The sequence below is a fragment of the Aquabacterium sp. genome, from assembly GCF_035476535.1.
Lineage (GTDB): Bacteria > Pseudomonadota > Gammaproteobacteria > Burkholderiales > Burkholderiaceae_C > Pseudaquabacterium.
This window is the reverse complement of the sequence record NZ_DATILJ010000257.1, coordinates 20,720-47,000: the sequence shown is the minus strand read 5'-3', so window position 1 is coordinate 47,000 and position 26,281 is coordinate 20,720. Positions and strand designations below refer to the sequence as shown.

At 67.6% G+C, this 26,281-nt stretch carries 29 protein-coding genes and 5 pseudogenes; 18 read left to right on the top strand and 16 right to left on the bottom strand.

The features are described 5' to 3' along the window. The first annotated feature begins 385 nt into the window (after positions 1–385). The 7 genes from VLK61_RS25955 (at position 386) to VLK61_RS25925 (ending at position 7,690) form a co-directional block, all read left to right on the top strand. Positions 386–739, top strand: coding sequence for a hypothetical protein (locus VLK61_RS25955; protein WP_325425452.1), 354 nt, complete (start codon positions 386–388; stop codon positions 737–739). A 117-nt stretch (positions 740–856) separates the two neighbouring features. After that, positions 857–2,131, top strand: a complete 1,275-nt coding sequence (locus VLK61_RS25950) for a TolC family protein (RefSeq protein WP_325425450.1) — start codon at positions 857–859, stop codon at positions 2,129–2,131. Further along, positions 2,128–2,751: a hypothetical protein gene (locus tag VLK61_RS25945; RefSeq protein WP_325425448.1), complete on the top strand. Its 624-nt coding sequence runs from the start codon at positions 2,128–2,130 to the stop codon at positions 2,749–2,751. The genes VLK61_RS25950 and VLK61_RS25945 overlap by 4 nt, the downstream gene beginning before the upstream one ends. After that, positions 2,748–3,917: an efflux RND transporter periplasmic adaptor subunit gene (locus VLK61_RS25940; protein ID WP_325425446.1), complete on the top strand. Its 1,170-nt coding sequence runs from the start codon at positions 2,748–2,750 to the stop codon at positions 3,915–3,917. The genes VLK61_RS25945 and VLK61_RS25940 overlap by 4 nt, the downstream gene beginning before the upstream one ends. A gap of 14 nt (positions 3,918–3,931) precedes the next feature. Then, positions 3,932–7,066 carry an efflux RND transporter permease subunit gene (locus VLK61_RS25935; RefSeq protein WP_325425444.1) on the top strand — a complete coding sequence of 1,045 codons (3,135 nt, stop codon included), beginning with the start codon at positions 3,932–3,934 and terminating at the stop codon, positions 7,064–7,066. A gap of 78 nt (positions 7,067–7,144) precedes the next feature. After that, on the top strand, positions 7,145–7,516 hold the full coding sequence (locus tag VLK61_RS25930) for a hypothetical protein (RefSeq protein ID WP_325425443.1): 372 nt from the start codon (positions 7,145–7,147) through the stop codon (positions 7,514–7,516). A 3-nt stretch (positions 7,517–7,519) separates the two neighbouring features. Continuing rightward, complete coding sequence (locus tag VLK61_RS25925; RefSeq protein WP_414636864.1) at positions 7,520–7,690, top strand: hypothetical protein; 171 nt, start codon at positions 7,520–7,522, stop codon at positions 7,688–7,690. Here the strand turns inward: VLK61_RS25925 and VLK61_RS25920 are convergent. From VLK61_RS25920 to VLK61_RS25890, 7 genes are read right to left on the bottom strand one after another with little or no spacing between them, the layout of a single operon-like run. Beyond that, positions 7,665–8,003 carry a hypothetical protein gene (locus VLK61_RS25920; protein ID WP_325425441.1) on the bottom strand — a complete coding sequence of 113 codons (339 nt, stop codon included), beginning with the start codon at positions 8,001–8,003 and terminating at the stop codon, positions 7,665–7,667. The genes VLK61_RS25925 and VLK61_RS25920 overlap by 26 nt on opposite strands. A 33-nt stretch (positions 8,004–8,036) precedes the next feature. Beyond that, complete coding sequence (locus tag VLK61_RS25915) at positions 8,037–8,195, bottom strand: hypothetical protein (RefSeq protein ID WP_325425439.1); 159 nt, start codon at positions 8,193–8,195, stop codon at positions 8,037–8,039. 26 nt (positions 8,196–8,221) lie between these two features. Next, positions 8,222–8,359: a hypothetical protein gene (locus VLK61_RS25910; RefSeq protein ID WP_325425437.1), complete on the bottom strand. Its 138-nt coding sequence runs from the start codon at positions 8,357–8,359 to the stop codon at positions 8,222–8,224. 4 nt (positions 8,360–8,363) lie between these two features. Then, the gene (locus tag VLK61_RS25905; protein WP_325425435.1) at positions 8,364–9,416 is read right to left on the bottom strand and encodes a Cj0069 family protein; all 1,053 of its coding nucleotides are present in this window, start codon (positions 9,414–9,416) and stop codon (positions 8,364–8,366) included. Positions 9,417–9,421: 5 nt separating this feature from the next. Then, the gene (locus tag VLK61_RS25900) at positions 9,422–10,333 is read right to left on the bottom strand and encodes a Fe-Mn family superoxide dismutase (RefSeq protein WP_325425433.1); all 912 of its coding nucleotides are present in this window, start codon (positions 10,331–10,333) and stop codon (positions 9,422–9,424) included. A gap of 18 nt (positions 10,334–10,351) precedes the next feature. Continuing rightward, entirely contained in the window at positions 10,352–11,731 is a 1,380-nt protein-coding gene (gene chrA, locus VLK61_RS25895) for a chromate efflux transporter (RefSeq protein WP_325425431.1), read from the bottom strand. Then, entirely contained in the window at positions 11,732–12,673 is a 942-nt protein-coding gene (locus VLK61_RS25890; RefSeq protein WP_325425429.1) for a chromate resistance protein ChrB domain-containing protein, read from the bottom strand. A gap of 201 nt (positions 12,674–12,874) precedes the next feature. Between VLK61_RS25890 and VLK61_RS25885 the strand changes: the two genes are divergently transcribed. Together VLK61_RS25885 and VLK61_RS25880 are read left to right on the top strand one after the other, a co-directional pair. Continuing rightward, positions 12,875–13,009 (top strand): hypothetical protein, encoded by a 135-nt coding sequence (locus tag VLK61_RS25885; protein ID WP_325425427.1) that lies wholly within the window; start codon positions 12,875–12,877, stop codon positions 13,007–13,009. 104 nt (positions 13,010–13,113) lie between these two features. Continuing rightward, the gene (locus VLK61_RS25880) at positions 13,114–13,254 is read left to right on the top strand and encodes an AraC family transcriptional regulator (protein WP_325425425.1); all 141 of its coding nucleotides are present in this window, start codon (positions 13,114–13,116) and stop codon (positions 13,252–13,254) included. Positions 13,255–13,381: 127 nt separating this feature from the next. On the opposite strand, the gene VLK61_RS25875 is transcribed toward VLK61_RS25880, so the two are convergent. From VLK61_RS25875 to VLK61_RS25865, 3 genes are all read right to left on the bottom strand, one after another. Next, complete coding sequence (locus tag VLK61_RS25875; protein ID WP_325425423.1) at positions 13,382–15,475, bottom strand: copper-transporting P-type ATPase; 2,094 nt, start codon at positions 15,473–15,475, stop codon at positions 13,382–13,384. Positions 15,476–16,070: 595 nt separating this feature from the next. Beyond that, complete coding sequence (locus tag VLK61_RS25870; RefSeq protein ID WP_325425421.1) at positions 16,071–16,331, bottom strand: hypothetical protein; 261 nt, start codon at positions 16,329–16,331, stop codon at positions 16,071–16,073. Between the two features lie 505 nt (positions 16,332–16,836). Beyond that, positions 16,837–17,094 carry a heavy-metal-associated domain-containing protein gene (locus VLK61_RS25865; RefSeq protein ID WP_325425419.1) on the bottom strand — a complete coding sequence of 86 codons (258 nt, stop codon included), beginning with the start codon at positions 17,092–17,094 and terminating at the stop codon, positions 16,837–16,839. Between the two features lie 175 nt (positions 17,095–17,269). Here VLK61_RS25865 and VLK61_RS32285 point away from each other — a divergent pair, with 175 nt between their 5' ends. The 3 genes and pseudogenes from VLK61_RS32285 (at position 17,270) to cueR (ending at position 18,356) form a co-directional block, all read left to right on the top strand. Next, the gene (locus tag VLK61_RS32285) at positions 17,270–17,524 is read left to right on the top strand and encodes a heavy-metal-associated domain-containing protein (RefSeq protein WP_414636863.1); all 255 of its coding nucleotides are present in this window, start codon (positions 17,270–17,272) and stop codon (positions 17,522–17,524) included. Beyond that, a pseudogene (locus VLK61_RS25855) lies at positions 17,422–17,710 on the top strand (copper-transporting ATPase); the annotation flags it as partial. The gene VLK61_RS32285 and the pseudogene VLK61_RS25855, both read left to right, overlap by 103 nt. 169 nt (positions 17,711–17,879) lie before the next feature. Further along, complete coding sequence (cueR, locus tag VLK61_RS25850) at positions 17,880–18,356, top strand: Cu(I)-responsive transcriptional regulator (RefSeq protein ID WP_325425417.1); 477 nt, start codon at positions 17,880–17,882, stop codon at positions 18,354–18,356. Here cueR and VLK61_RS25845 read toward each other — a convergent pair. Continuing rightward, positions 18,353–18,730, bottom strand: coding sequence for a hypothetical protein (locus VLK61_RS25845; RefSeq protein ID WP_325425415.1), 378 nt, complete (start codon positions 18,728–18,730; stop codon positions 18,353–18,355). The two genes, cueR and VLK61_RS25845, sit on opposite strands and share 4 nt — an antisense overlap. 50 nt (positions 18,731–18,780) lie before the next feature. Here VLK61_RS25845 and VLK61_RS25840 point away from each other — a divergent pair, with 50 nt between their 5' ends. The 5 genes from VLK61_RS25840 (at position 18,781) to VLK61_RS25820 (ending at position 22,304) form a co-directional block, all read left to right on the top strand. Further along, positions 18,781–19,260, top strand: coding sequence for a hypothetical protein (locus VLK61_RS25840; protein ID WP_325425413.1), 480 nt, complete (start codon positions 18,781–18,783; stop codon positions 19,258–19,260). A gap of 112 nt (positions 19,261–19,372) precedes the next feature. Continuing rightward, entirely contained in the window at positions 19,373–20,827 is a 1,455-nt protein-coding gene (locus VLK61_RS25835; RefSeq protein ID WP_325425411.1) for a multicopper oxidase family protein, read from the top strand. 13 nt (positions 20,828–20,840) lie between these two features. Then, on the top strand, positions 20,841–21,335 hold the full coding sequence (locus VLK61_RS25830) for a cupredoxin domain-containing protein (RefSeq protein ID WP_325425409.1): 495 nt from the start codon (positions 20,841–20,843) through the stop codon (positions 21,333–21,335). 74 nt (positions 21,336–21,409) lie between these two features. Next, positions 21,410–21,751: a copper-binding protein gene (locus VLK61_RS25825; protein ID WP_325425407.1), complete on the top strand. Its 342-nt coding sequence runs from the start codon at positions 21,410–21,412 to the stop codon at positions 21,749–21,751. Between the two features lie 7 nt (positions 21,752–21,758). Further along, entirely contained in the window at positions 21,759–22,304 is a 546-nt protein-coding gene (locus tag VLK61_RS25820; protein ID WP_325425405.1) for a Spy/CpxP family protein refolding chaperone, read from the top strand. Between the two features lie 48 nt (positions 22,305–22,352). Here the strand turns inward: VLK61_RS25820 and VLK61_RS25815 are convergent. After that, positions 22,353–22,445, bottom strand: a pseudogene (locus VLK61_RS25815) (hypothetical protein); the annotation flags it as partial. A 57-nt stretch (positions 22,446–22,502) separates the two neighbouring features. Between VLK61_RS25815 and VLK61_RS25810 the strand changes: the two are divergent. Beyond that, positions 22,503–22,865, top strand: a pseudogene (locus tag VLK61_RS25810) (molybdopterin dinucleotide binding domain-containing protein); the annotation flags it as partial. An 86-nt stretch (positions 22,866–22,951) separates the two neighbouring features. On the opposite strand, the pseudogene VLK61_RS25805 reads toward VLK61_RS25810, so the two are convergent. From VLK61_RS25805 to VLK61_RS25790, 4 genes and pseudogenes are all read right to left on the bottom strand, one after another. After that, positions 22,952–23,441, bottom strand: a pseudogene (locus VLK61_RS25805) (MFS transporter); the annotation flags it as partial. A gap of 11 nt (positions 23,442–23,452) precedes the next feature. Next, a complete protein-coding gene (arsN2, locus tag VLK61_RS25800; RefSeq protein ID WP_325425402.1) occupies positions 23,453–25,393 on the bottom strand; it encodes an arsenic resistance N-acetyltransferase ArsN2 in 1,941 nt (646 codons plus the stop codon). Beyond that, positions 25,381–25,869, bottom strand: coding sequence for a MarR family winged helix-turn-helix transcriptional regulator (locus VLK61_RS25795; protein ID WP_325425400.1), 489 nt, complete (start codon positions 25,867–25,869; stop codon positions 25,381–25,383). Before VLK61_RS25795 ends, arsN2 begins: the two co-directional genes overlap by 13 nt. Positions 25,870–26,003: 134 nt before the next feature. Further along, positions 26,004–26,276 (bottom strand): annotated as a pseudogene (locus VLK61_RS25790) (ArsC/Spx/MgsR family protein); the annotation flags it as partial. Positions 26,277–26,281 lie beyond the last annotated feature (5 nt).

Genomic DNA, 26,281 nt, shown 5'->3' with positions numbered 1-26,281 from the left:
GACTCTTAATCCGTTGGTCGAGTGTTCGAGTCACTCAGGGCCCACCAAATACCAGCGTTTTTGCGATAACAGTCACTAACAATCAACGGACTGTTTCGCAAAACACAATCATGGCAAACGCAGGCCGCACTAGCGAGTCTGACGAAGCGCCTGCTAACTTGTTTGCGGAACGGTAAGCCAACTGACCAAGGCGGGCTTGCCGGCAGTAAGCGCGGCCTCATGGGGGCCGTCCGTTGTCGGTTTGCTGTCCACTTCCGGTCCGAACAAGGAGGGCGACGACGCGACGACCTCCGACGCGCCAATCGCGCGCACTGGGTTGGCCGTGGCGACCGCTTGATTCGAAGGCGCAGTCCGTCGTCGTCGGCCGTCCGACTAGAATCGTCGGATGCATCGCCGCCTCGTCGCGCTTCTGGCCATGATTGCCCTGGTATGGCAGTCCGCTGCCTTCGCGCCGGCCGGGGTCCTTCCGGAGGTGTTGGCCAGCCTGGAGCATGCATCGCTGCATTGGCAGGACGAGGGCCATCATCACCACGGCGACGGGTCCTGGCACGTCGACGAGTCGACCGAGTCCACACTGCATGTGATGGCCGATCACGTGGGGTCGTCGCCGGCGTTGCATTCGACGTTGACCTTGACCCTCACGCCCGTGGCGTCGGAATCCCCACCAGCCACAGGTAGCTGCGAGGTGACCGCGCCCTTCCTCGAAGGCCCCTTGAGGCCACCCCGGGCGACAGCCTGACCGCCGACCCGACGCCGCGCCGACCTTAGTCGTCGACACAAGCGCGTCGGAAGCCAACCACCGAACCGTCCCTGCCGCGCAAAGAGCTGCGGCCGCGGGCCTGCGCTTGCGGGTCCCATGGGTCATCCGGTCAGGATCATCGTGAAACCCTTCCTCACTCTTGCCGTGGGCCTGATGGCCCTCGGCGGGGCCGTCGCCGCGGCCCAAGAAGTACCGCCAGGTACGAAACTGTCCACGGCGCGCAGCGCGCTGGCGCCCGCGTTCCAGGCGGCCTGGCAGCGCGCGGTGGCAGCGCGGGAAGTCGAAGGCGAACGCCTGAGGGCCGCTGCCGAGCAGGTTTCGGCCAGGCGCTGGCTGGCCGCGCCGCCGGTGCTCGAGCTCAACCACCGCGACGACCGCTGGTTATCAAACGCCGGTCGCCGTGAAACCGAGGTGGGCGTCGCCTTGCCGCTCTGGCTGCCGGGGCAGCGCGCCGCGCACGGTGCCGCTGCGGATCTGGCCCTGACACGCGCACAGGCATCGCTGGAAGTCGCGCGCTGGCGCGTCGCGGCCGAGGTCCGTGAGGCGGCGTGGGGCCTTCTCACGCTGCAGGTCGATGCCCGCCATGCGCGGACCCAGACCGACGGCCTGCGACAACTGGCCGACGACGTCGAGCGACGCGTGCGTGCCGGTGACCTGGCCCGATCGGATGCGCTGGCCGCCCGCGCCGAGCAGTTGGAGGCGCAGGCCCAGCTGGCCGAAAGCGAGCAAGCACTGCAGGCAGCGCTCGGGCAGTGGCGGGTCCTCACAGGGCTCACCGAACCCCCGCCCGCTGCCGAACTGCTGGCACCGCCGTCCGGGGAAATTCGAGCTGAGGGGCCGCGACCACACCCCGAGCTGCAGCTCGCCGCACTGGCCGTCGACCACGCCCACCGCCGACTTGAGCAGCTCCGCGCGTCGCGCCGCGATCCACCCGAGCTGTCGATCGGCTGGCGGCAGGACATTGGCGGACGCGCCGAGCGCGCACAGAACAGCATGGCCCTGGGGCTGCGGCTGCCGCTGGGCGCCCACGAGCGCAATGCTCCGCTGGAGGCCGCCGCGCTGGCCGAGCTGGACGTGGCGCAGGTCGCCGAGCAACGCCTGCGCGATCGACTCGACGTGGACCAGGCAACTGCACGCGCAGGGATCGCCGCAGCCGCGCAGCAGCACCGCGCCGACACCGACCGCGCAGGCCTGCTGCGTGAGCGCGCCGCGTTGTTACAGCGCTCCTTCCGCGCCGGAGAAACGCCGCTGCCCGAGCTGCTGCGCGCGATGGCCCTCGCAGCGCGTGCCGACGCCGCGGTCACGCGCCAGCAAGCCGCACTCGGTCGCGCTCACGCGCGCCTTCAACAAGCCTTGGGAGAGCTCCCGTGAATGCCAGACTTCTTGCAGCGTTCCTTGGTCCGCGTGCGCGCGTCGCCGGCCTCGTCCTGCTCGCCTGCGGCATGGCGCAGGCCGGACCCGGTGCTCATGGCCCCAACGGCGAGCACCTCGACGCCACGGGGGCAAGTTCGGCCGGCACGGTGGCACCACGCCTTGAAGCCCAAACCGACCTGTTCGAGATGGTGGCCCGGCTTGGCGGCAGCGAGTTATCGATCCTGATCGACCGCTACGCCACCAACGAGCCCGTGCTGAAGGCGATCGTCGAGGTCGAGTCCGGTGGCCTCAAGGCCAAGGCCAAGTTTCACGAGGACCACGGCGACTATGCGGTCGACGATGCGGCGCTGCTGAAGCGCCTGTCGACGCCTGGCGAACACGCCCTCGTGATCACCGTGCAGGCGGGGACGGACGCGGACTTGCTCAACGGCACGCTCGTCGTCGGAGCGACGCCAGCCGAGGCGCACGGCCATGGCCCCGGTGCCGACCACGACCATGCCTTCGAACGCTCACTGTGGATCGGCGCCGGCGTGCTCGTCGCCGGCGGGGCCGCAGCTGCCGTGCTGTGGCGCCAGCGGCGCCGAAAAGCCTCATCGATCGCAGGAGAGTTCCGATGAGTCGATCGAACGATGCCGCTGCGCGTCCACGCTCCTCGCACACGGCGGCCCTGGCCCTGGTGCTCTCCATCGCGGTGTTGATGACCTCCGCACTGGCCGCACCCGGTGCGCACGGCCCGGGGGGTGAGCACCTCGACGCACCAGCCGGTGCCGTCAACACCAGCGGACTCGCGCGCCTGCCCGACGGCAGTGTCAACGTGCCGAAGTCTGCGCAACGCCGTATGGGCATCCGCACGCAACTCGTCTCCGAATCCGAAGCAGCCGCCACAGTCGAGCTGCCGGGCCGCATCGTGATGGATCCCAATGCGAGCGGCCGCGTACAAGCCCTGCACGGCGGTCGCATCGAGCCCGGACCGCGCGGTCTGCCCGTCGCCGGACAGCCGGTGCGCAAAGGTGAGGTCCTGGCTTACGTGCGTCACCATGCCGAGCCCTATGCGCAGGGGAACCAGCAGGCGCTGCTGGCGGAGATCCGTTCCCAGCGTGAACTGGCCGAAAGCCGCGTCAAGCGCCTGGAAAGACTCGATGGCACGGTGCCGCGCAAGGACATCGAGGCCGCGCAGTCCGACGCGGGCAGCCTCGCGCAGCGTGAACGCAGCATCGGCGCGAGCCTCGATGCGCGCGAAACGCTCGTCGCCCCGGTGTCCGGCGTCATAGCGCGTGCTGATCTGGCCGTCGGCCAGGTCGTGGAGACCCGCGAACTGCTGTTCGAGGTCATCGACCCGGCACGCCTGCTGGTCGAGGCAACGACGGCCGACGCCGGGCTGGCGGCCCGCATCGCTGGTGCGCACCTGGCCACGCTGCCGGACGTGAAGCTGCGCCTGCTCGGCGCTGCGCGCATTCTGCGCGACGGCGTTCTGCCGCTCACCTTTGCCGTCAGCAGTGCCAGCCCGGGAGGCCGCGGCCTGCCGCTGGCCGTCGGCCAGCCGGTCACAGTCGTCGCGACGCTGCAGCAGCGCATCAAGGGCTTCGTGCTGCCGGCGGAGTCGGTCGTGCGCAGCCCGGCCAACGAGCCCATCGTCTGGATCAAGTCCGGCGCCGAGCGCTACATCCCGCAACCGGTGCAGGTGCGGCCGCTCGATGCGGCGACCGTCGTCGTCACCCGGGGCCTGGGCGCCGACAACCGCGTCGTCGTGCAAGGCGCGCCGCTGATCGCGCAGATTCGCTGAAACGGAAGGCGTCCATGTTCAACTGGATCGTCCGCTACAGCCTGCACAACCGGCTCTTCGTGCTCGCCGTGGCCGCGCTGCTGATGGCTTACGGCGCGCTGACCGCCTGGCGCACGCCGGTCGACGTGTTCCCGGACCTCAACAAGCCGCTGGTCACCGTGCTGGCCGAGGCCGGCGGCATGGCGCCCGAGGAGGTCGAGCAGCTCGTCACGCTGCCGGTGGAAACCGCGCTCAACGGCATGCCCGGGGTCACCCGCGTGCGCTCGACCTCGGGCGTGGGCTTGGCCATCGTCTATGCCGAGTTCGACTGGGGCACCGACATCTACCGCAACCGCCAGCTCGTCGCCGAGCGGCTGGCGCTGGTGCGCGAGCAGCTACCCGGCGACATCACGCCGGTGATGGGTCCGGTGTCGTCGATCATGGGCGAGCTGATGCTGATCGCGCTGCCGCTGGCAGCCGCAAGCGACACCGCCGCACGCATGAAGGCGCGCGAGTACGCCGACTTCGTGCTGCGGCCACGACTGCTGTCGATTCCCGGTGTCGCGCAGGTGATCCCGATCGGCGGCGAGGTGCGCACATTGCGTGTAGCACCCGACACCGCGCGCATGGCGCAGTTCGGCGTCACGCTGACGCAGATCGAGCAGGCGCTGCGCGGGTACGCGTCGAACGCCGGTGGCGGCTTCATCGACCTCAACGCGCGTGAAGTGCTGATCCGCCATCTCGGCAGAAGTACCCGCATCGAGGATCTGGCTGGCATCGCGGTCGCCTGGAAGGACGGTCGCGCGGTGCTGCTGGAGCAGGTGGCGACGGTCGGCTTCGCGCCCGGCTTGAAGCGCGGCGATGCCGGCTACAACGGCGCGCCTGCTGTCATCGTCAGCGTGCAAAAGCAGCCCGCGGCCGACACCGTGAAGCTCAGCGCCGCGATCGAGCGTGCGCTCGACGAGCTCAAGCAAGGCCTGCCCGCCGGCGTCACGGCGCCGAAGGTGCTGTTCCGCCAGGCCGACTTCATCCGCGCGTCGATCGGCAACGTCGCCGAGGCGCTGCGCGATGGCGCGGTGATGGTGGCGATCGTGCTGTTCGCGTTCCTGCTCTCGGCACGCACGACGCTGATCTCGCTGCTGGCGATCCCGCTGTCGTTGGCGATCACGGCGCTGGTGTTCCAGCTGCTCGGCCAGTCGATCAACGTGATGACGCTGGGCGGCCTGGCGATCGCCATCGGCGAGCTGGTCGACGATGCGGTCGTCGGCGTCGAGAACATCGTGCGCCGGCTGCGCCAGAACCGCGGCGCGGCGCAGCCGCTGCCGGTGCTGGAGGTGGTGCAGCGCGCGAGCGTGGAGGTGCGGTCCGGCATCCTCTATGCGACCGTGATCGTCGTGCTGGTGTTCGTGCCGCTGTTCGCCCTGCCGGGCATCGAGGGGCGGCTCTTCACGCCGCTGGGCATCGCCTACATCGTCTCGATCCTGGCGTCGATGGCCGTGTCGATGACGGTGACGCCGGCGCTGTGCGCCTACCTGCTGCCGACGATGAAACGGCTGGAGCACGGTGACAGCGCGCTGGTGACGTGGTTGAAGCGCCAGGACGAGCGGCTGCTGGCCTGGTCGTTCCCGCGCGCGAAGGCGATGGTGGCCGTCGCGGCATTGGCCGTCGCCGCCGCGGCGGCCAGCGTGCCGTTCATGCCGCGGCTCTTCCTGCCGCCCTTCAACGAAGGCTCGCTGGTGCTGTCGCTGATGCTGAACCCGGGCACTTCGCTGGCCGAGGCCAACCGCGTCGGCGCCGTCGCCGAAGGCCTGATCCGCGAGGTGCCCGAAGTGCTGCAGGTCGGCCGCAGGACCGGCCGCGCCGAACTGGACGAACATGCCGAGGGTGTGCACTCGGCCGAGATCGACGTCGACCTGAAGCACTCGGCGCGTGACCGCGAGGCGGTGATGGCCGACATCCGCCAGCGCCTGGCCGTGCTGCCGGCGCAGGTCGCGATCGGCCAGCCCATCTCGCACCGGCTGGATCACCTGCTGTCGGGCGTGCGTGCGCAGATCGCGCTGAAGATCTACGGCGACGACATCGACGCGCTGCGCGGCCTGGCAGAAGGCCTGCGCGCGCAGCTCGCCGGCGTGCCGGGACTGGTCGACCTGACGGTGGAGAAGCAGGTGCTGATCCCCCAGGTGAGCGTCCGGCTGGATCAGCGCCGCGCGGCGCAGGCTGGACTGGCACCGGGCGAAGCGATCCGCATGCTGCAGGCGTTGACCGACGGCGCGCACGGCGCCCAGATCGTCGACGGCCCGCGACGCTACGAGCTGGTGCTGCGCCTGCCCGACGACAAGCGCGGTCCGCAGGACATTGCGCGCACGCTGATCGACACGCCGGCCGGGCGGCTGCCCGTGTCGTCCATCGCGACCGTCGAGGAGACCGACGGCCCGAACCAGATCGGGCGTGAGAACGGCCGACGCCGCATCGTCGTCTACGCCAACACCGACGGGCGCGACTTCGGCGCGGTGATTGCCGCGATCCGTGGCGTCATCGCCAAGCAGCAGCTGCCCGCCGGTACCTTCGTCAGCCTGGAAGGCCAGTTCCAGGCCCAGGAGCAGGCCACGCGGCTGATCGTCGGGCTGTCGGCGGTGTCGCTGGCGATGATGTTCCTGGTGCTGTACTCGCGCTACCAGTCGGCTGTGCTGGCCGGCATCGTGATGGCCAACATCCCGCTGGCGCTGATCGGCTCGGTGGCGGCGATGTGGCTCGCCGGCGTGCAGTTGTCGGTGGCCTCGATGGTCGGCTTCATCACGCTGGCCGGCATCGCGACGCGCAACGGCATCCTGAAGATCAGCCACTACATCAACCTGTGTCGCTTCGAGGGCGAGACCTTCGGCCAGGCGATGATCGTGCGCGGTTCGCTCGAGCGATTGACGCCGGTGCTGATGACGGCGCTGGTGGCCGCCTTCGCGCTGACGCCGCTGCTGTTGGCCGCGGACGCGCCGGGCAAGGAGATCCTGCACCCGGTGGCGGTGGTGATCTTCGGCGGGCTGATCAGCTCGACCGTGCTGGACACCTTGCTGACGCCGGTGCTGTTTGCGCTCTTCGGACGGCGCGCCACCGAACGCCTGCTCACCGATGTGGCGCACTCCCCGTCGGCGACCGAGCCGCGCGAGGCGTTCTGAGGCATGACCCTGCTACAGGCCCAGCGGCGCCGCCTGTCGAGTGCGCCGCCCCCGAAGGAGATTGAAGCCATGAAGTCCATGAAGACCCTGCTCGCCGCCGCGCTGATCGGCTTGTCCACGCTGGGCGCCGGTGGTGTGCTCGCCCACGGCGGTGCTGTGCCGAAGCACGGCGGCGTCGTGCAGACCGCGAGTGATCTCTCGTTCGAACTGGTCGGCACCGCCGACGGCGCGGTGATCTACGTCGAGGACCACGGCAAGCCGATGGCGCCTACCGGATTCACCGGCAAGCTGACGGTGCTCAACGGCAGCGAGAAGTCCGAGGCGCCGATCGCCGTCGCGGCCGACAAACTCGAAGCCAAGGGGGTCAAGCTCGGCAAGGGGGCCAAGGTGGTGGCTTCGCTGACAACGCCGAAGCAGAAAGCGATCACGGTGCGCTTCACGGTGAAGTAACCCGTGATCGACGTGGCCAGCGATTCACCCCGAACCCTGGCCGCGGCCTACCCGGCGCTGCGCGGCGGCCTGCTCGCGCTGTTCGCCGCGGCGTTGTTCGGCGTCAGCACGCCGCTGCTGCAGCGCGCTGGTGACGGCGTCGGGCCCTTCACCACGACCACGTGCACGACCTGAAGCGCCAGACCACGCCACCGGCCTGGTCCTCGCGTCCGGCGATCGGCCTGAACTTCACCTCGACGAACCCGTCGGACAGGGCAGTCCCCGTCTTCACGCACCAGGGGAACGGGCCGCGCCCGCTCTGCAGGAGGACCTTGACCGGAGTGCCGGTGTCCTCGGCAACGATCCGGTGCGGGCTACCTCTGCCGGTGACGCCACAGGTCCATCCAGCGGGCGCGGCGCCTAGCGCCTCGTCTTCGAAGCCTGATCCTTGCGCTCTTGCACCGGCCGACAGCGTCAGCGCCGCGAGTGCGACGATGGTCTGCTTCATGGAACCTCCGGTGACGTGGGCTGCACATGGGCGCTATTCGCGCTCGACCTCGAGGTACTTGCGGCTTGCGTTGCCGCCGATCAATTCAGGCGCCACGACCAGACGCGCCCGCAGCATCGGTTCAGTGCCCTCGGCCAGCGGACCGTGCAAGGCCTTGAGGGCGGCAAGCTGATCGCCACCGCGCGAACGCATGTCGGCCCGAGCTGCGCGGTGCGCGATCAGCTCGGCGCCGCGCGATGCGAAGTGCGCGTTGCCGAGGCATGCACGTTGTCGGCGACTGGCTGGAAATGCACCTCCAGCGCCCAGGCGAGCGACACGTGCAGCGCCAGCAGCACGGCGACGATCGGGCGCTTCATCGCGTCACGCGCGCGCGGCGGCCAGCTGCGCCTTGACCGCGTCGACCAGCACCGGTATCGCCGAAGGCGGGAACGGCGACACGCTGCTGACGTTGATCTCGCACAGCACGTAGCGCTCCGAGCCACCGGCGTCGCGCTCGCCGAACATGAAGTCGCAGTCCCACAGCAGCGGCAGCCGCTCACGCGCAACGCCGACGCGCTCGCGAAGCAGCTCGATCCATTGCGATTCGAGCATGTGCCTCAGGAGCTGGAACTCGGGCAGATCCGGCCCGTGGTACAGGCGCGGCCCGGTGGGCGGCGCTGGCTGACCCGGCGCAGCCGGGTACAGCGCATTGACCGCCTGGTGCCCGAAGCCCGCGACGCGGTCGCCCACCAGGTAGGCGCGCACCATGCCTTCGGCCAGCCGCGGCTGCCAGGCCTGGTCGATCATGTGACCGCCGGCGACAGGCTCGAAATACGGCGCCATGCGCCGCAGCAGCGTCGGCAGGTCGATCAACTCTTCGTCGCTTCCGCGCTGTGCGTGGCGCACGCGCAGCACTGCGGTGCCTGCGTCCGGATGAGCCTGTTCGACGCGCCAGACCCCGTTGCCGCTGTGGCCGCGGTGCTGCTTCAACACCCGAGCGCCGTCGCGCAGCCGCTCCGGGAGTTCGAGTTCCAGCTGGTCCAGGCTGTTGACACGGTGCACGTCACTGCCGAACGGCAGGTCCCGCGTATCGACCAGCACGTCCTTGGTGCCAAGGCGCAGGATCGTGTCGGGGTGCGTGCTGACGAAGACCCCCGCCTGTGCGGCCTCGCGCAGCAGCGCATCGAGCCGATGGCGCGGCCGGCCGCCTTCGATCGGGTTGCACCAGACCTGGACCCCATCCACGCCGCGCAGCTGCGCGGCCACCTCGTCGGCGAAGTCGTCGTGGTACACCGCCGGCACCGCGTGAACCCCCGCGGCGGCGAAAGCGGTGAAGAGGGCCGCGAAACGGCTCTCGGTCGGATCGGCGCGGTCGCGCGCCGCACGGTCTCCGGGGTACAGCAGGGCGACTGTGGGCAAGCGTCGTGCGTCCATGGTCATCACCCTGCGGGTTTGTCCATCAGCGGCCTGCCGGCGGCCTTCCAGCCATCGATGCCGCCGCCCAGGTAACGTGCATTCACCCCGGCCGCACGCAGCCGCATCGCCGTCGAACGGCCGACTTCGTGCCCGTAGACGCAGTAGACGACCACCGGGCGATCCTCGGGCAGCTCGCGCGCCCAGTCTGCCACCGCGGCCGGATCGCACCAGCGCGCGCCGGGGATCATCGTCGGCGCGTTGGCGAAGACGCCGGCGCGCCGCACGTCCAGCACCATGGCCTGCGCCACGTCGTCGGCGCCGGCCGCGAAGGGCTCGCTCGCGGCGTGCACGGCGGCCTGGTAGCGCTGGTACACGGCGGCCCAGGCTATGTTCGCCATGAAGGCCTCGACGTAGGCGCCCGCTGCCGCGCCGTGGTCCAGGTGGTAGGCATGCTCGTACATGTCCAGTGCCAGGATCGGCACGCCACCGGCCAGCACCTGCGTGTGGTCCGAGGCCCACTGGTTGACCAGCGTGCCTTCGCGCGGCTGGAAGGCCAGCAGCACCCAGCCCGAGCCGCCGCCGAGTGCCTTGCCCATGGCGCTGAACTCCGCGCGCCAGCGATCGACGCTGCCGAAGTTGGCGTCCAGCATCAGCTGGGCCGCCGGCTCCATCGTGACGCCGTCGCCGCCGAGGCTGGCGAAGTACAGCTCGTGCAGCAGCATCGAGTTGGTGGCGATCAGCTCCTCGCGCTTCAGCCCGTTGAGCTGGAAGCCCGGCGCAGCGCCGAAGGACGTGGTCGCCAGCTGCGCGCGGATGGCGTTCAGGCGCTTCACGGCGCCGCCGTAGTTGTTCTGGTGGTGGCTGGCGATCAGCTTCTCGGACAGGCCGCGCAGCGCGGCAGGGTCGAACGGAAGGGGCAGGATGCGGGCGTCCATGTAGAGGCTCCAGGGTGGTCAACGAACAAGAGTGACGGCCAGGCCAATCGCCGCGCTACCGCCCAGCAGCGGCAGCACGCCGAGCTTGAAGCGGAACAGCGCGAAGGCGGCGGCGATCGCGATCGCCGCGGAAGCGGCGTCGAACGGGCCCGAGAAACCGCGCGGCCACAACACGTGCCACGCGAAGAACATCGCCAGGTTGACGATCACGCCGACCACCGCGGCGGTGATCGCCGACAGCGGCGCCGTGAAACCGAGCTTGCCGTGCGTGGCCTCCACCGCCGGGCCGCCGGCGAGGATGAAGACGAAGGACGGCAGGAAGGTGAAGAAGGTGACCACCGCGGCGGCGAGCGCGCCGCCGAGGAAGAGCGCGTCGGGTCCGGCCACCTGCTTGAGCCAGCCGCCGACGAAGCCGACGAACGCGACGACCATGATCAACGGGCCGGGCGTCGTCTCGCCGAGCGCGAGCCCGTCGATCATCTGCGGGCCGCTCAGCCACTGGTGCTGGTCCACCGCTCCCTGGTAGACGTAGGGCAGCACGGCATAGGCGCCGCCGAAGGTCATCAGCGCGGCCTTGGTGAAGAACCAGCCCATCTGCGTCAACGTCGCCTGCCAGCCCTGCACTGCGATGAGCCCGAGCATCGCCAGCCCCCACAGTCCCAGCCCAGCCCCGAGCACGCGCGCCAGGTGAGTGCGCGAGAAGCGGGCATGCACCGGCGTCGGCGTGTGGTCGTCGATCAGCGCCGGCCCGTAGCCGGCCTTGGCGCTGCCGTGGCCGCCGCCCAGCGCGAACACTTGCGGCCAGCGCTGCGCGCCGAAGTGGCCGATCAGCGCGGCCGCCAGCACGATGGCCGGGAACGGTGCATCGAACGCGAAGATCGCGACGAACGAGGCGGCCGCGATGCCCCACATCCATAGGTTCTTCAGCGCGCGCGTGCCGATGCGGTGCGCGGCATGCAGCACCAGCGCCGTCACCGCCGGCTTGATGCCGTAGAAGATGCCCGCCACCACCGGCACATCGCCGAAGCGCAGGTAGATCCAGCTCAGCGCGATCAGGATGAACAGCGAGGGCAGGACGAACAGCGCGCCGGCGACGATGCCGCCCCAGGTGCGGTGCATGAGCCAGCCGATGTAGGTGGCGAGCTGCTGCGCCTCCGGGCCGGGCAGCAGCATGCAGTAGTTGAGCGCGTGCAGGAAGCGGTTCTCGCTGATCCAGCGGCGGCGCTCGACCAGTTCGGTGTGCATGATCGCGATCTGCCCGGCGGGTCCGCCGAAACTGATGAAGCCGAGCTTGAGCCAGAAGCGGAAGGCCTCGGCGAAGCTCACCGGCGAAGGCGGTGCGGCGCTTTGGGGCGCATCCGCCAGCGTCGTGGTGGTGGGGGTGCTGGTGGTGGTCATTCAGTCGGTCCGCGGGATTGCCGGCGTGGCGTAGAGGGCATCGAACACCGCGGCCGCGGCGTCGGTCAATCGGTCATCGTCGGCATGCACTTCGCGCAGCCCGGCGAGCACCGCTTCGAGGCCCGCGGCTTCGGGCACCGGGATGCCGCCGATGTCGAGGTAGTGCACGACCTGCGCGATGCGCTGCAGCTTCGGATCGGCATCGAGGCCGAAGCTCGCGGCGATCACCTCGAAGCTGACGCGCGCACCGACGTGGGTGAAGCGCGCGCCGTCGTAGTCGAAGCCGAGCACGCCGCGCGGCGCGCGTGCCGGGTCGGCGAGCCAGACGAACTCGGCCTCCGGGTCGACGAAGCGGCGGATCAGCCAGGCGCAGGCGAGCCGGTCGACCCAGGGCCGCGCGCGCGTCGCCCAGCGCTTGCCCTGGTGTTTGCGGACATCCAGGCGCGCAATGCCGTGCGGCTGCTGCGCGATGGGTTCGCCCTTGGAGAAGCGCGCGTCGACCGCCTTGCGCAGGCCGGCCAGGTGGCCCTCCGCCTGCTCGGCCGCCGCGCCGGGGTAGTAGTCGATGCGACGCAGCGCCTGCAGCGACTCGGCGACGCTGCGGGCGCGGCGCCGCGCTTCGGTCTCTTCCAGTGTCGGCAGAGCCGCCGCGACGGCGTCGACCTCACCGCGCCACTGCACATAGGCCTCGCTGCGGTCGAACAGGGCCAGCAGCTCAATGCGCTGCGTGTCGGTGCGCGGAGCGAGGTCGAGCACGGTCGCGCTGCCGCCGTGCTCGCGTGCCTCCGCCGCGAGCGGCTCGAACAAGGCCGCTTGCGCTTCGGGCAGCAGGTAGGCGCCGTCGCGCAGCGAGGCGCATCCCAAGGTCTTGAGCGCGCGCCAGATGCGCAGGCGAACGGCGTTCGGCTGCGTCGGCAGCGCAAGGATCAGGACGGCCCACATGGAGCGAAATATATGCTCTATTCTATGAAATAGCTAGTTCAACATCCGGAGGAGAGCTCCGACTCACTTGGCCGCGCTGTGGCGATCCCAAGACCGGCGTTTGGACGGATCGGAGTCCATCCCGCGCGCGCGGATCACGGCTTGATTCCCGGAGCCAGAAGGCGCCTACAGCAGGCGTCAGCTTCCGTTGATGAGGGAAGGATGACCGTCCCACTGCGCTTGAACACGCAACGGCGCCCACGTCGCTGGCGGGTCGCCCTGGTCGTCGCGATCGGTGGCTTGGTACTCGCGTGGGTGGGCGTCCAGATGTACGTGACCGCCGTGGTCATCGACTGAACGCCATCTGCTGCTCGCTGGCTACCTCGGCGCCGGTGGTGCCAGGCAATCGCGAGTGTTGACCTGAACGCGATCTCCCACCTTCAGCACACTGGCCGACGGCAATGGCGCGATGTGATACCGCCATGGCGGGGGCGTCGTGGACGGACGCCGCGCACGAGGCGGGATTTGCTGACTCATCGCACTTGACGCGTACGCACAAACGCATGTTCGGTATCGGGCCAACGGCCATTCGTCAGGTATAGCAAGCGCTTCGACCCAACCTGCCGCCGGAAACTCGGACTGAGCCTGCGCGTGAGCCGTGAACTGGCCCGAGGCCCGGCCGCACTCCGGTCGCCTGGGCTGGCGAATGCATACGGACGCAGGACCGCGTCATTCCACCTTCGCCGTCCGCAGCCGCAGAGCGTTGGCGATGACGCTGACCGATGAAAGCGCCATCGCGGCTGCCGCTACAACGGGCGACAGCAGCAGTCCGAAAGCGGGATAGAGAACGCCCGCCGCAAGCGGGATGCCGGCCACGTTGTACGCAAAGCTCAGCACCAGGTTCTGCCGGATGTTGCGCATCGTCGCCCGAGACAGCGTCCGCGCTCGCACGATGCCCATCAAGTCTCCCTTGAGCAGCGTGATGCCGGCGCTCTCGATAGCCACATCGGTGCCAGTCCCCATCGCAATGCCGACGTCGGCTGCACTCAGGGCCGGCGCGTCATTGACTCCGTCGCCTCCCATGGCCACGACATGCCCTTCTTCGCGCAACCGTTTGACCACAGCCGCCTTGTCCTCCGGAAAGACTTCTGCGACCACCTCGTCAATGTCCAACTGGCGGCCCACCGCCTCGGCCGTCGTCTTGCCATCGCCGGTGAGCATCACGATGCGAACCCCTGCGGCCTTGAGCGTCTGAAGCGCCTGTCGGGTCGTCGCCTTGATGGGGTCTGCGATGGCGACAAAGCCAGCGAGCGTGCCGGCCACGCCGACGAAGATGACCGTCGCTGCCTTCGAGCGCTGCTCCTCAGCGGCCTGCTCGAGCTCTTCGACCTTGATGCCGTGCTCAGCAAGAAACTTGGGGCTGCCCGAGACAATGGCTGCGCCGTCGACAATCCCCAACACGCCTTTACCGACGGGCGAGTCGAAGTCCGTCACTTGCGACAGGGCGAGCTTGCGCTTGAGGGCGTCGTTGACGATGGCCAACGCAAGGGGATGTTCGCTCGCTCGCTCAACGCTGGCGAGCTTCTGAAGCACATCGTCCATCGAGAAGCCATTCGCAGGTTCGACATGGACCACTTTGGGGCGGCCTTCCGTCAATGTGCCCGTCTTGTCCAGCACCAGGGTGTCGACCTTCTCCATGCGCTCGAGCGCCTCGGCGTCCCGGATGAGAACGCCATGCTGCGCACCCTTGCCAACGCCCACCATGATGGACATCGGCGTCGCAAGCCCCAGTGCACAAGGGCAGGCGATGATGAGCACTGTCACCGCCGTGATGAGCGCGTAGCTGAAGGCAGGCGTTGGCCCCCATACCAGCCAGGCGACAAAGGTCAGCGCCGCGACGAGGATGACGACCGGCACGAACCAGCCGGCGACCTGGTCGGCCATGCGCTGAATCGGTGCCCGGCTGCGCTGGGCGGCTGCGACCATGTGAACGATTTGCGAGAGCAAGGTGTCTGCCCCCACCTTCTCGGCACGCATCACGAAGCCGCCAGTCTGGTTCAGTGTTCCGGCGGTGACCTTCGAGCCGATGGTCTTGGCCACTGGAATCGGCTCTCCCGTCACCATCGACTCGTCGACGTTGCCCTTGCCTTCGGTCAGCTCGCCGTCTACAGGCACCTTCTCCCCGGGTCGCACACGCAGCTGGTCGCCAACCTGGATGGCGTCGACCTGAACCGTCTCATCCGTACCGTCGGCTTTGACCTTCACGGCGGTCTTCGGTGCCAGTCCCAACAGCGCCTTGATGGCGCCAGAGGTCTTCTCTCGCGCACGCAACTCGAGCACCTGGCCGAGCAGAACAAGCACAGTGATGACTGCGGCGGCCTCGAAGTAGATGGCCACGGCGCCATCGTCCATGCGCAGGTTCACGGGGAACAGCTCCGGCGCGCCGGTGCCGACGACGCTGTAGAGCCAGGCAGTACCCGTGCCCAGCGCGACGAGCGTGAACATGTTCAGGCTGCGGTTCTTCACCGAAGCCGCCGCTCGCACGAAGAACGGCCAGCCGGCCCACAGCACAACAGGCGTGCCCAAGACCAGTTGAATCCAGTTCGACGGCTGCTGTCCGAGCAGGTGATTCAGATTCGTCAGGTGACCGCCCATTTCCAGAGCGAAGACGGGCAGTGTCAGCAAGGCGCCTATCCAGAATCGCTTCGTCATGTCCCGGATCTCCGGGCTTTCTCCTGGTTCGGCAGTCGCCAGGACGGGTTCAAGCGCCATCCCGCAGATGGGGCAGTTCCCGGTGCCCGTCTGGCGGACCTGCGGGTGCATTGGGCAGGTGTACTCGAGTTGACTCGGGTCACCCTTGGGCCTCAGCGGGGGAGCGGCCGGCGATTGGACTGAATGAGCGTGACCGGAGTGGTCGTGATGAACTCCGCTCATGACGGTGCCATCGGGCATCACGTGCTGGCCGTGAACGCGGTGGTGTTCGCGCCCGGCCTGGGATGACGCCGCAGGTGCGCTGGCTGACGGGTGATGCGGGTGGTCATGGGTCGTATCCTTGCTGTTTGGCATGGCGCGCTCCTGTTCTTGTTTGTAGTTTTGACCTTCCCACATTGGGAAAGTCAAGGGGCGCACTAGCGTGCCGCTGACACGACAGCTATCCATAGGCTGAGCGCGGCCAAGCAGGCCCAGCATCCCCAGAACAATGCCTGTTCCCACCACAGGGGTGGGCCGTCCCGCTTCTCGAGCCGAGCCTTCAAGGTCATGCCAACGCCATGAACGACCGCCCCGACGGCCAGGAGCGGTAGCGAGTGGTCGCGTAACCAGGCTGGCGCAACGAGTGCAAGGCCAGCGCCAAGGACGATGGCGCCGAATCCTGACGCGAACTCAGCTACCTTCGCGGACCGTCGTGCCCCGTCGCTGTTCACGACTCACTGCTGCTTGTGTATTTTCCGTGGTCGTGCGCAGGGGCCTTCCTCCTTGCCGATGAGGCGGCTGTCGCATTGACGCAGGCGGTCGACTTCGGGGTCGGTGTCCCCTTCTCTGCACCGTGGTCGTGCTTGGCCATCTTCTGGCAATCCATCATCGGCATGCTGGCCGCAGGTGTAGCCGGTGCAGGCTGGGCGAGAGCGGTCGCCGCGGCGAAGGCCATGATGCCGGCGGCAAGGGCTTGCGCGAAGTTCATTCAGTTCTCCGGATAGGTAGTCGAGGAGTGGGTGTGCCGCCTACTTGCGGCGGGTTGCGAACATCGGCGGCCGGCCGCCAGAACGGCCGGGGTGTCATGGTGGGGCGCGGAGTGGGTCGAGTGCATCGTGATGCTCCTGCGTTGCCGCAAGCGTCGCAGCAACGCCAACCCGATGGCTTGATGCGCGTCAAACGAGCGTGCGACGCAAAGCCCAGAGTTGCCCTGCAAGCGCCAAGGCACAAGGAGTTCGGCGTGAGCACGCGTCCGCTTGCCCTTCGGAATGGCACACCAGCCGCGCAGGTTGACGTTGGCGACCTTCTTCCTGCGAGACCTCGTAGCCACTTGACCCAGCTCGGCGCGGTCTGGGGAGGCGCCGTTGTGCCTCGCGCAGCATGCGTGTCTCCTTGAGCACTGCCGCGACCGTGCGGCTCCCGCGTCTTCGCGTCAAGCGGCCACAGAAGGAAGCGAAGGCCCCGAAGAGCGGCCACTCCCGGCGCGTGCGCTTCTAGCGGCAGCCGCAGCAGGAACCCGCCGGCTTGACCGCAACGGGCTGAGTGACCCCTTGCACCGCGACCGGCGTGTAGCCTGCCTCCTTGATGGCATCGGCCAGCTCTTCGGCATCTGCAGTGGCAGATTCGATTTGGACGCGGTGCCTTGCCAAGTCGATGTGGATCTTGGCGTCCTTGTCGGTCGCCTTCAGCGCCTTGGTGATGGTGCTGACGCAGTGGCCGCAGGTCATGTCTTTGACTTCAATGGCAATCATTGCTTGCTCCAGTGGGTTGTTGAAGCATCGACTGTCCACGCTCCCACTGTGGGAAGGTCAAGCAGCCATTGGACAAATCCGCAATGGCAGAAGGCGGATTCGTTGGAGACTGTTGACATTACCAGCGTTGGAACCTTGACGATGAGCGAACGTCGAACAAGCTCCCGAGACATCCATGAGTACCGCCGTCCCCGCCGGAATCAAACTTCAGGTCACGGGCATGACCTGCGCCTCGTGCGTGGCTCGCGTCGAGAAGGCGCTGCCAAAGGTTCCCGGGGTCTCCGCCGCCACGGTCAACCTGGCGACCGAGAAGGCCAGCATCCAGGCACTGTCGACGGTGCCGACATCGTCGAAGGTCGCAGCCACATCGACGAATCACTCATCACTGGCGAGAGTCTGCCGGTGGCCAAGAGCGTCGGCGACAAGGTGACCGGCGGCGCCATCAATGCCGAAGGCGCGCTGACGGTGCGCACGACGGCCATCGGCGCCGAGACGACGCTGGCTCGCATCATCCGGATGGTCGAATCGGCTCAGGTCGCGAAGGCGCCCATCCAGCGCATCGTCGACCGCGTGAGTGCAGTCTTTGTGCCTGTGGTGCTGGGCATCCCGCTCGCGGCATTGGGCATGCTGAACCCTGTCGTTGCCGGGCCCGCCATGGCCTTCAGCAGCGTCAGCGTCGTGCTCAACGCGCTGACGTTGCGCCGATGGCGGGGAGTTGCCAGCGCACACGAGACTGAAGCGCCGGCGAAGCAACAGCGCACCGTGACCGCCTGAGGAGCACCTGCATGAGCATGAACATCGGCGAGGCCGCAACGGCCTCCGGCGTATCGGCGAAGATGATTCGCCACTACGAGAGCGTTGGCCTGTTTCCGGAGGCGGTGCGCACCGAGTCGGGCTATCGACAGTACACCGACAAAGAGGTCAGCACGCTGCGTTTCGTCCGTCAGTCGCGCGACCTGGGCTTCTCCATCGAACAGATTCGCGAGCTGCTCGGCCTGTGGCAGAACCGCAAGCGGCCGAGCCGACAGGTGCGGGCGCTTGCGCAGGCTCACATCGAGGAGCTCGACGATAAGCTCAAGGAGCTGCAGTCAATGAAAGCCACGCTGGAGCATCTGGTGCACTGCTGTCATGGAGACGAGCGTCCCGATTGCCCCATCATCGATTCGCTGGCTCAGGATATCGCGCCAGCGGCAACGGTCATGCACGAACACGCCAAGACAGCCGGTCTGCGCCCCGGCCGTTCTGCCCGCAAGCCAAGCTAGCCTTTGGCCAGCTTGAAGCGCAAGGTCGCCTTGTCGGCGCCCTTGTTCTTCCACATCCAGCAGTAGTCCTGCTCCACCTTGGCGACCAGAGTCCCCGCGTCCTTGGCAATCTGGTCCTTCTTCGCAGGGAACCGAACCTCTTTGCCTTCGTGGTAATGGATGTTGAAGTCCACGCGCGTGGCCGCTTCGAAGGACCAGGCGACCTTGGCGCCTTTCGGCAGCTTCTCGCAGACCTCGATGAATTTGCCGGGCTGAATCGGAAGCTCCTTGCCGAACCGGCCCGCAGCGTCCCACTCCACCGGAACCAACTGGGCTGTGGCCGGCTCTGAGAGGGCGATGAGGGCCAAAGCAAGGCAAGGGGTCAACAACTTCATGCGGTCACTTTATCGGTCGGATGGGCGCACTGACCAGAGGTCGTACCCGCTTGACCTTGTCACAGTGGCAAGGTTTAGTATGGTTCTCATTGCCCTGGAGTGCTAGTCTGTTCATCGTGAAGTCGGTTCGTACCTGGTTGCTGCTGGTGTTGGTGGTCCTGCTCCCGATTCGGGGTGCGGTGGCCGCGGCCATGCTGTGCCCGGCCGGCAGCGCCGGCACGTCGAGCGAGCTTCGCATGCATGAGCACGCGCTGGTTGGCGAGGCGATGGACCGCGGCACGGCCCACCACGACCATGCCGGCCACCACGCTGAACAATCCGGTGCTGGCCATCATCACGATGGGCAGGACAGCAAGGCATCGGACAAGTGCAACATGTGTTCGGCCTTTTGCTCTCTCACCCCAATGGCGAGCGAGGCCCCAAAGCTGCCGGAACCACTTGCTCTGGCGGACGTCAAGTTCGCCGTCCTTGCGACTCCTGCGCCGAGCTTCGTCTCGGATGGCCAGGAGCGCCCACCCCGAACCATCTGACCCATCGAGGCCTCCGCTGAAGGCCTGACGGGGCTCGCGCGTCCGCTTGTTGGATGGAGCGGGCGTCTCCTGGCCGGCTATGCCGAGCCGATGACTCACATGGTTCGGAACGATGAACTTCCACCTTGCCAGGTTTGCGCCCGCTGCGGCGCTCTGCCTGCCGTTGCTCGCGCTTTCCCAGACGGGCCGCGCCGACCCCGCTGATGCCAAGGCTCCAGCACCTGCGTTGCGTCACCTAGGCGCCACGGCGGTCAGCCGGGCCGGCGCCGCCTCGTTGCCCGAGGCCGTCATCCAGACCTCACCGGCAATGCAGCCGCCGCTCGTGCCGACGACCGGTCGCGCCTACAACCCGGTGGCGACGCTCAACGGCTGGACCCTGCCTTGGCGTATGAACAACGGCGTCAAGGAGTTCCACCTGGTCGCCGAACCAGTGGTGCGCGAGTTCGCCCCTGGTATGAAGGCCAACCTCTGGGGCTACAACGGCTCAAGCCCGGGTCCGACCATCGAAGCGGTGGAAGGCGACCGTGTGCGCATCTTCGTCACCAACAAGCTGCCCGAGCACACAACGGTGCACTGGCATGCCATCCTGCTGCCTTCGGGCATGGACGGCGTGGGTGGGATGAGCCAGCCGCACATCCAACCCGGCAAGACCTTCGTCTACGAGTTCACCTTGCTGCGTTCGGGCACGCACATGTATCACCCGCATGCCGACGAGATGACGCAGATGGCGATGGGCATGATGGGCATGTTCATCATCCACCCCAAGGACCCCCGCCAGATGCGGGTGGACCGCGACTTCGTCTTCCTGCTCGCGTCGTATGACATCGAGCCCGGCAGCGCAACGCCGCGTCCAGCCGAGATGACGGACTTCAACTTGTGGACGTGGAACAGCCGTGTCTTCCCCGGCATCGACCCGCTCGTCGCAAGGACCGGCGAAAAGGTGCGTGTCCGCGTCGGCAACCTGACGATGACGAACCACCCCATCCACATGCACGGTCCGCATTTCGTCGTCACCTGCACCGATGGCGGCTGGGTGCCTCCGGCCGCACGCTGGCCCGAAGTCACGACCGACGTCGCGGTGGGCCAGATGCGTGCCTTCGAGTTCGACGCAGTGGCGGGCGACTGGGCGATTCACTGCCACAAGTCGCACCATACGATGAATGCAATGGGGCACGGGCTGCCGAACATGATTGGCGTCGACCACCGTGGGGTCGCTGAGCGCATCACGAAGCTGGTGCCGGACTACATGGGCATGGGCGACAAGGGTACGGCCGACATGGGCTCGATGGAGATGCCGCTGCCCGACAACACGCTGCCGATGATGACCGGCACCGGACCCTTCGGGCCGCTCGAGATGGGCGGCATGTTCAGCGTCGTCAAGGTGCGAGACGACCTCAGGCCCGGCGACTACAAAGACCCGGGTTGGTACAAGCACCCGCGAGGCACGGTTGCCTACGAGTACCAGGGCGAACTGCAACAGGCGCCGCGTGCGCGGGCATCACCTCCTGCGGACAGCAAGACCCTCAACGTCCGCAAGTCCACGGGCGGCCACCACTCGAACCAGTGACGGAGCGACATCCATGAACACCATAACTGTAGTCCTGACCGTTGCCACACTTCTCGCCGCTGCCGGCGTGCACGCCCACGAGAAGGAGGGCCATGCGGCCAAACCCAAGAAGTACAACGCCAGCAAGGTCGAGGAGACCGCCTTCGGCCGCGAAGGCGACCCGGCGAAAGCGACCCGCACCATCCGACTCGACATGGCCGACACGATGCGGTTCACGCCGGCTGACATCCGCGTCAGGCGTGGCGAGACCGTGAAGCTGGTGGCGACGAACAAGGGTCAGGTGCTTCACGAGTTGGTGCTCGGCACTGCTGACGAGCTGAAGAAGCACGCTGACCTGATGAAGAAGTTCCCTGCCATGGAGCATGACGAGCCTCACATGGCCCACGTGAAGCCGGGCAAGAGCGGCGAAATCGTCTGGCAGTTCACCAAGGCTGGAGAGTTCCAGTTCGCATGCCTCATCCCGGGTCACTTCGAAGCCGGAATGGTCGGGAAGGTCTCGGTGAAATGAAGAGGCCCTTTGCACTCCAAGCGCCCGACCACCCAGACGTTGTTCAACGTCACCCTACATCCAAGGAGCCCCGTATGAAGGCCACTCACACTCTGTTCATCGCTCTCGTCGCCGCCGCACTCGGCGCGCAGGCGCAGACCGCTCCGGCGACGGGCACTGACCACTCGGCGCATCACCCGGCCGGTTCCGCGTCACCCCAGAACGACGGGGAGGTCCGCAAGGTCGACAAGGAGCAGGCCAAGGTCACCTTGCGGCACGGTCCACTGCAAAAGCTCGACATGCCCGCGATGACGATGGTGTTCAAGGTCGCCGACCCGAAGATGCTCGATGCTCTGAAGGTCGGCGACAAGGTCAAGTTCGCGGCGGAGAAGGTGGACGGTGCGTTCGTCGTCACCGCCATTCAATCGACAAAGTGAGAATGCGATGCGCCGAGTCATCTTCGCAATGGCATTGACCTTCAGCAGCGGTGTATTCGCCCAACACACTCAACCCAGCCTGGGCAGCGCCTACTCAAGCATGCAAGGCCGGGACATCAAGGCCTTCTCCGACGAACAGCTCGCCGACCTGCGGGAGGGGCGCGGCATGGGAGCATCGCTTCCAGCGGAGCTTAACGGTGTGCCTGGGCCATTGCACGTGCTGCAACTGGCTGGGCAACTCAAGGTGTCGCCGGAGCAGCAGGCAGCGCTGGAGCGCGTCATGTCGGAGATGAAGGCCTCGGCCCAAAGGCTTGGTACTCAGCTGATTGCTGCCGAAGCCGAGCTCGACCGCTCGTTCAGGTTGGGCAGTGCCGACGAGTTGAGCATCACAGAGGCGACGTCACGCATTGCTGCACTCCAAGGCCAGCTTCGTGCTGTTCACCTGGTGGCCCACGTGAAGGCGAGGCAACTCCTGTCTGCCGAGCAGGTCGCGGCTTACAACGTTGCAAGAGGGTACGGCCAGGAGCCTTCGTCGCACAGTCGACACCATTGACATCGGGAATCCGTGTGGCGGGGACTTCCAGATCACCTCGGTCCGCGATGTTGCGCTCATGCCTTGCTGGCGCATGGTGTCCGAGACATGGCCGTCGATTGAGCCGGCATTCGCCAGCCGGGCGGCAACTGCTTCCGGCACACTCCGGTGGCCGTGGGCAAAGAAGACGCGTTTGATGTCGCGAGCACCGATGCCGCCAACGGCGTTCAGCTGCCGATCAAGGAAGTCAAGGGCGACAAACTCGTCGGCACCGAGATGGTCTATGCCGACTACAAGTTCGACACCAAGGACGGCCGGGCCGAGTTCAAGGCGGTGCCGTGGAGCGGCCTACCCAAGCCGGTGGCCGACCAGAAGGCCAAGCACAAGTACTGGCTCAATGCCGGGCCAGCCAACGAAGTCTGGCAGGCGGCGTATCACGATCAGTACAACAGCTTCGTGCGAGACCGCTACCCGATGGCCTATCTGGAGATCAACCCGGACGATGCGCGCCAATTGGGCGTTAGCCCCGGTGATGTGGTCGAGGTGTGGAACGACTACGGCAGCACGCATGCGATGGCCTACCTACGTAGTCGGCTCATGTCTGTTTCCTTGGAGCAAACAGCACCGGGCTCGCCGGCATCGCTGCCGCCTGTGGCCAGCGACCTCTCGGCTCGTGGTAACAAGGCGTTGAGCGGCAGCCCCAGCACCAGGTGCAGCGCGGCCCAGCCGAAGCAGGCACCGCGCCAACCGAACTGCTGCTCCAGCAAGGTCGACAGGGGCCAACCGACCGTGCTGGCGAAGCCCGCAATCAGCGTGATGCCGGTGATGGGGCTTCGCGAGGCCTGGCCATACAGCCCCACCAGCGTCGCGAAGGCAGCTTCGTAGAGGCCGCTGCCCATCGCCAGACCGATCAGCACCCAGGCCGCAAACAACGACCACGGCCCCTGGGCCAGGCCCAGCGCGACCAGCCCAGGGACCCACCAGCGCCGAGACCACCAAGGCGACGGAGAACGCCGCGAACACCGTTGGCGGCGTCACGCCGAGATCGCGTGCCATCGGGGTGGCCAACATCGCGGGCAGGTAGTAGGACGACGCCCAGGACAGCGTCTGCGCCGTGCCCAGCGTCGTGATGGTGCGGACCTGGCCCGGTGGTGTCACGACGAGACCCTTCAACCGCAGCAGCGCGAAACGGCTTGGCGCGCCACAGGGGCTTCGGCGGCAAGCGCTACCGCTGCAGCAGGGGCCACGGGGGCGCCGCACGACTTCGAGCCGCAGCCGCCAGCGGCACGCGTCGGCAATGCCGACACGGCGACGGCGGCCGATTCGCTTGCGCGCGCGACTTCGGCGGTAGCCGATACCGCCGGACCGCAGCAGGCGCCCGACTCACCGACGCTGTCGTCCGGCCCCGCACTGCAGACACCGGTCTCCGGCAGATCCAGTTCCACCCGATCGGCGGCTTCCAGGTCGCCGGCAAGGGCCGCCACCACCGAGCGTGCTTGCTCGAAGCCGGTGGCCATCAAGAATGTGGGCGCGCGGCCATAGCTCTTGACGCCCAGCGTGTAGAAGCCTTGGTCCGGGTGCGACAGCTCACGGTGGCCGTGGGGTCGCACCGTGCCGCAGCTGTGCAGATTCGGGTCGATCAACGGGCCCAGTGCTTCGGTCGATTCGAGCCAGGGGTCCAGCTTCAGTCGCAGTTCACTGGTCACAGCCAGGTCCGGGCGCTGACCGGTGGCGCAAATGATCTGGTGAATGCCGTGCAGTTGCAGCGGCTGCTGGTCCGGCCCCAGGCCTTCCACCGTGAGCGTGTCGCCGACCCGCCGGATGGCACTGATGCGCAGCCCGCTGACGAACTCCAGCTGACCGCTGTCGCGCAGCGCCTTCAGCGAGGCGCCGAGCTGGCCCCGGGCGGGCAAGGCATCGGCGTCGCCGCCGCCGAACACGCGTGCCAGCGCGGGTGACCGCACCGACCAGGCCAGGCGCGTGCCCGGTTCGCTTTCGGCGAGTTCGGCCAGGGCCAACAGCGCGTTGGCAGCCGAGTGTCCGGCGCCGACCACCAAGGTGCGCTTGCCGGCGTAGCGCGCGCGCCCGGCGCCCAGGACATCGGGAATGCCGTAGACGATGGCCTCGGCGTTCTCACGTTCGCCGGCGGCCGGCAGCCCGTTCGCGCCCAGCGGATTGGGCGTGCCCCAGGTGCCGCTGGCGTCGATCACGGCACGGGCCCGCAGCTCGATCGGCTGGCCGTCCTGCATCGCGCGGATCACGAACGCCGACGATTCGCGGCCGACGGTCTTGACCTTGTCGAAACCTTCGCGGCTGATCGCCATGACGCGGGTGTTCAGTCGCAGCGCACGGGATACGGCGGGCAAGGCCGCAAAAGGTTTCAACACACGCTCGACGACCTCGCCGGCCAAGGGCAATTCCTCGGCGGGCGGCGCCAGCCACCCCGTTGGCGCCAGCTGCGCTGCCATCGCGTGGTCGATGTTGTACTGCCAGGGCGAGAACAGCCGGACGTGGCCATAGTCGACCAGGTTCGCGCCGACCCCGGATCCCGCCTCCAGCACGATGGGCTTGATGCCACGCTCGATCAGCCGCGCCGCAGCGGCCAGGCCGACCGGTCCGGCGCCGATGACCGCGACCGGCAGGTCGGTGCGTGCTGGTAATGTCTTGGCCAGTGTGAGCGACATGAAGGCCGCGCAGGCGGGGCAGGTGCCCTGGAATTCCGCCGAGGCCTTCAGCGCTTGTGGCGCCCGGTCGATCGGACCGCGCTTGAAGCCGAACTGCGCGAAATACTCCGGCGCCGTCACACTCAACAGGTGGAGGGTGGCGATCTGCCGCCGGGTGGCCTCCTCGATCAGGCGCGAAACGAGCGCGCGCCCGATGCCTTGGCGATGCAGGCCGGGCGCCACGGCCACCGAGCGCAGCAGCGCGACGCTGCCGTAGACCTCCGCCCCGGCGCTGCCGATGACTTTGCCGTTGCGGGTCGCCAGCAGGTAAGTCGACAGGTGTTCGCGCGCGCCGTCCAATGGCAGCTTGTTCGCTTCGAGCAGGGAAGCCACGGCGGGCCAGTCGTTCTGGCCAGCGGGCCGCAGCGAGATGTTCAGGGTTTGCATGATCTGGGTTCCTTTCGTTCCGGCGCTGGCAGGCAGCAATTGGCTGCCGTGTCGTCGCGCAACGCCTTCATCAACAACAGGAGCGAGTGCTCGACGGCCGAGCGCTCACGTTGGCTGAGCGAGCCCAGCAACTGCTCGGCATGCGAGTCCAGTGTCTGGTTGAGCTCTTCGACGGTGCGAATGCCTTCGTCGGTGAGCGTGACGAGCCAGCTCCTTGCGTCGACCGGGTTGGGTTCCTTGGTCACCACGCCACGTTCGACCATCGCGTCGACCGCACGTGACACCCAGCTCTTTTCCAGGCAGACGCGGGTGCCGAGTTCGGACAGCGGCAACGGCCCGCTGCGTGCCAACTCGGTCAACAGGTGACACTGGGTGTTGGTCGTGCGGCAGCAGTCGGCGACGACGCGCTGCGCGCGCGTGTACAGCCGCGCCACTTCGCGCAGCAGGCTGCCTGACAGAATCTTCGCTTCGCTCATGTGGTTGTCGATAGCAACTAAGTGCTTGCACCTTAAGCTCCTTCGATATGGTTGTCAACAGCAACTAGACGCCTAAGAAGAAGGGGCCGTGGCCCCGAGAACTGCGCGGTGGAGACGCTCTACGCCGGTCGCCCGAGGAGGGGATGCGCGTGCATGAAGTCGAGCAACTGCGCCTCGGTCCCCTGGGGGTCGGCAAGTTGCAGTTCAGCGTAGGGCGTGCCCTTCTCTCGCGGCAGGGCCCGGACCGGCATGCCCATTGCGGCAATGAGTTCGCGCAGGCGCGCCTCGGATGGCGGCGTCTTGAGGTGCTCGATGACCACAGGCTCTTCGCCGCTGGCACGAATCATGGCCAAGGTATTGCGCGAGGTGCCGCAGGACGGGTTGTGGAAGATGGTGACGGTGGGCATGGCTG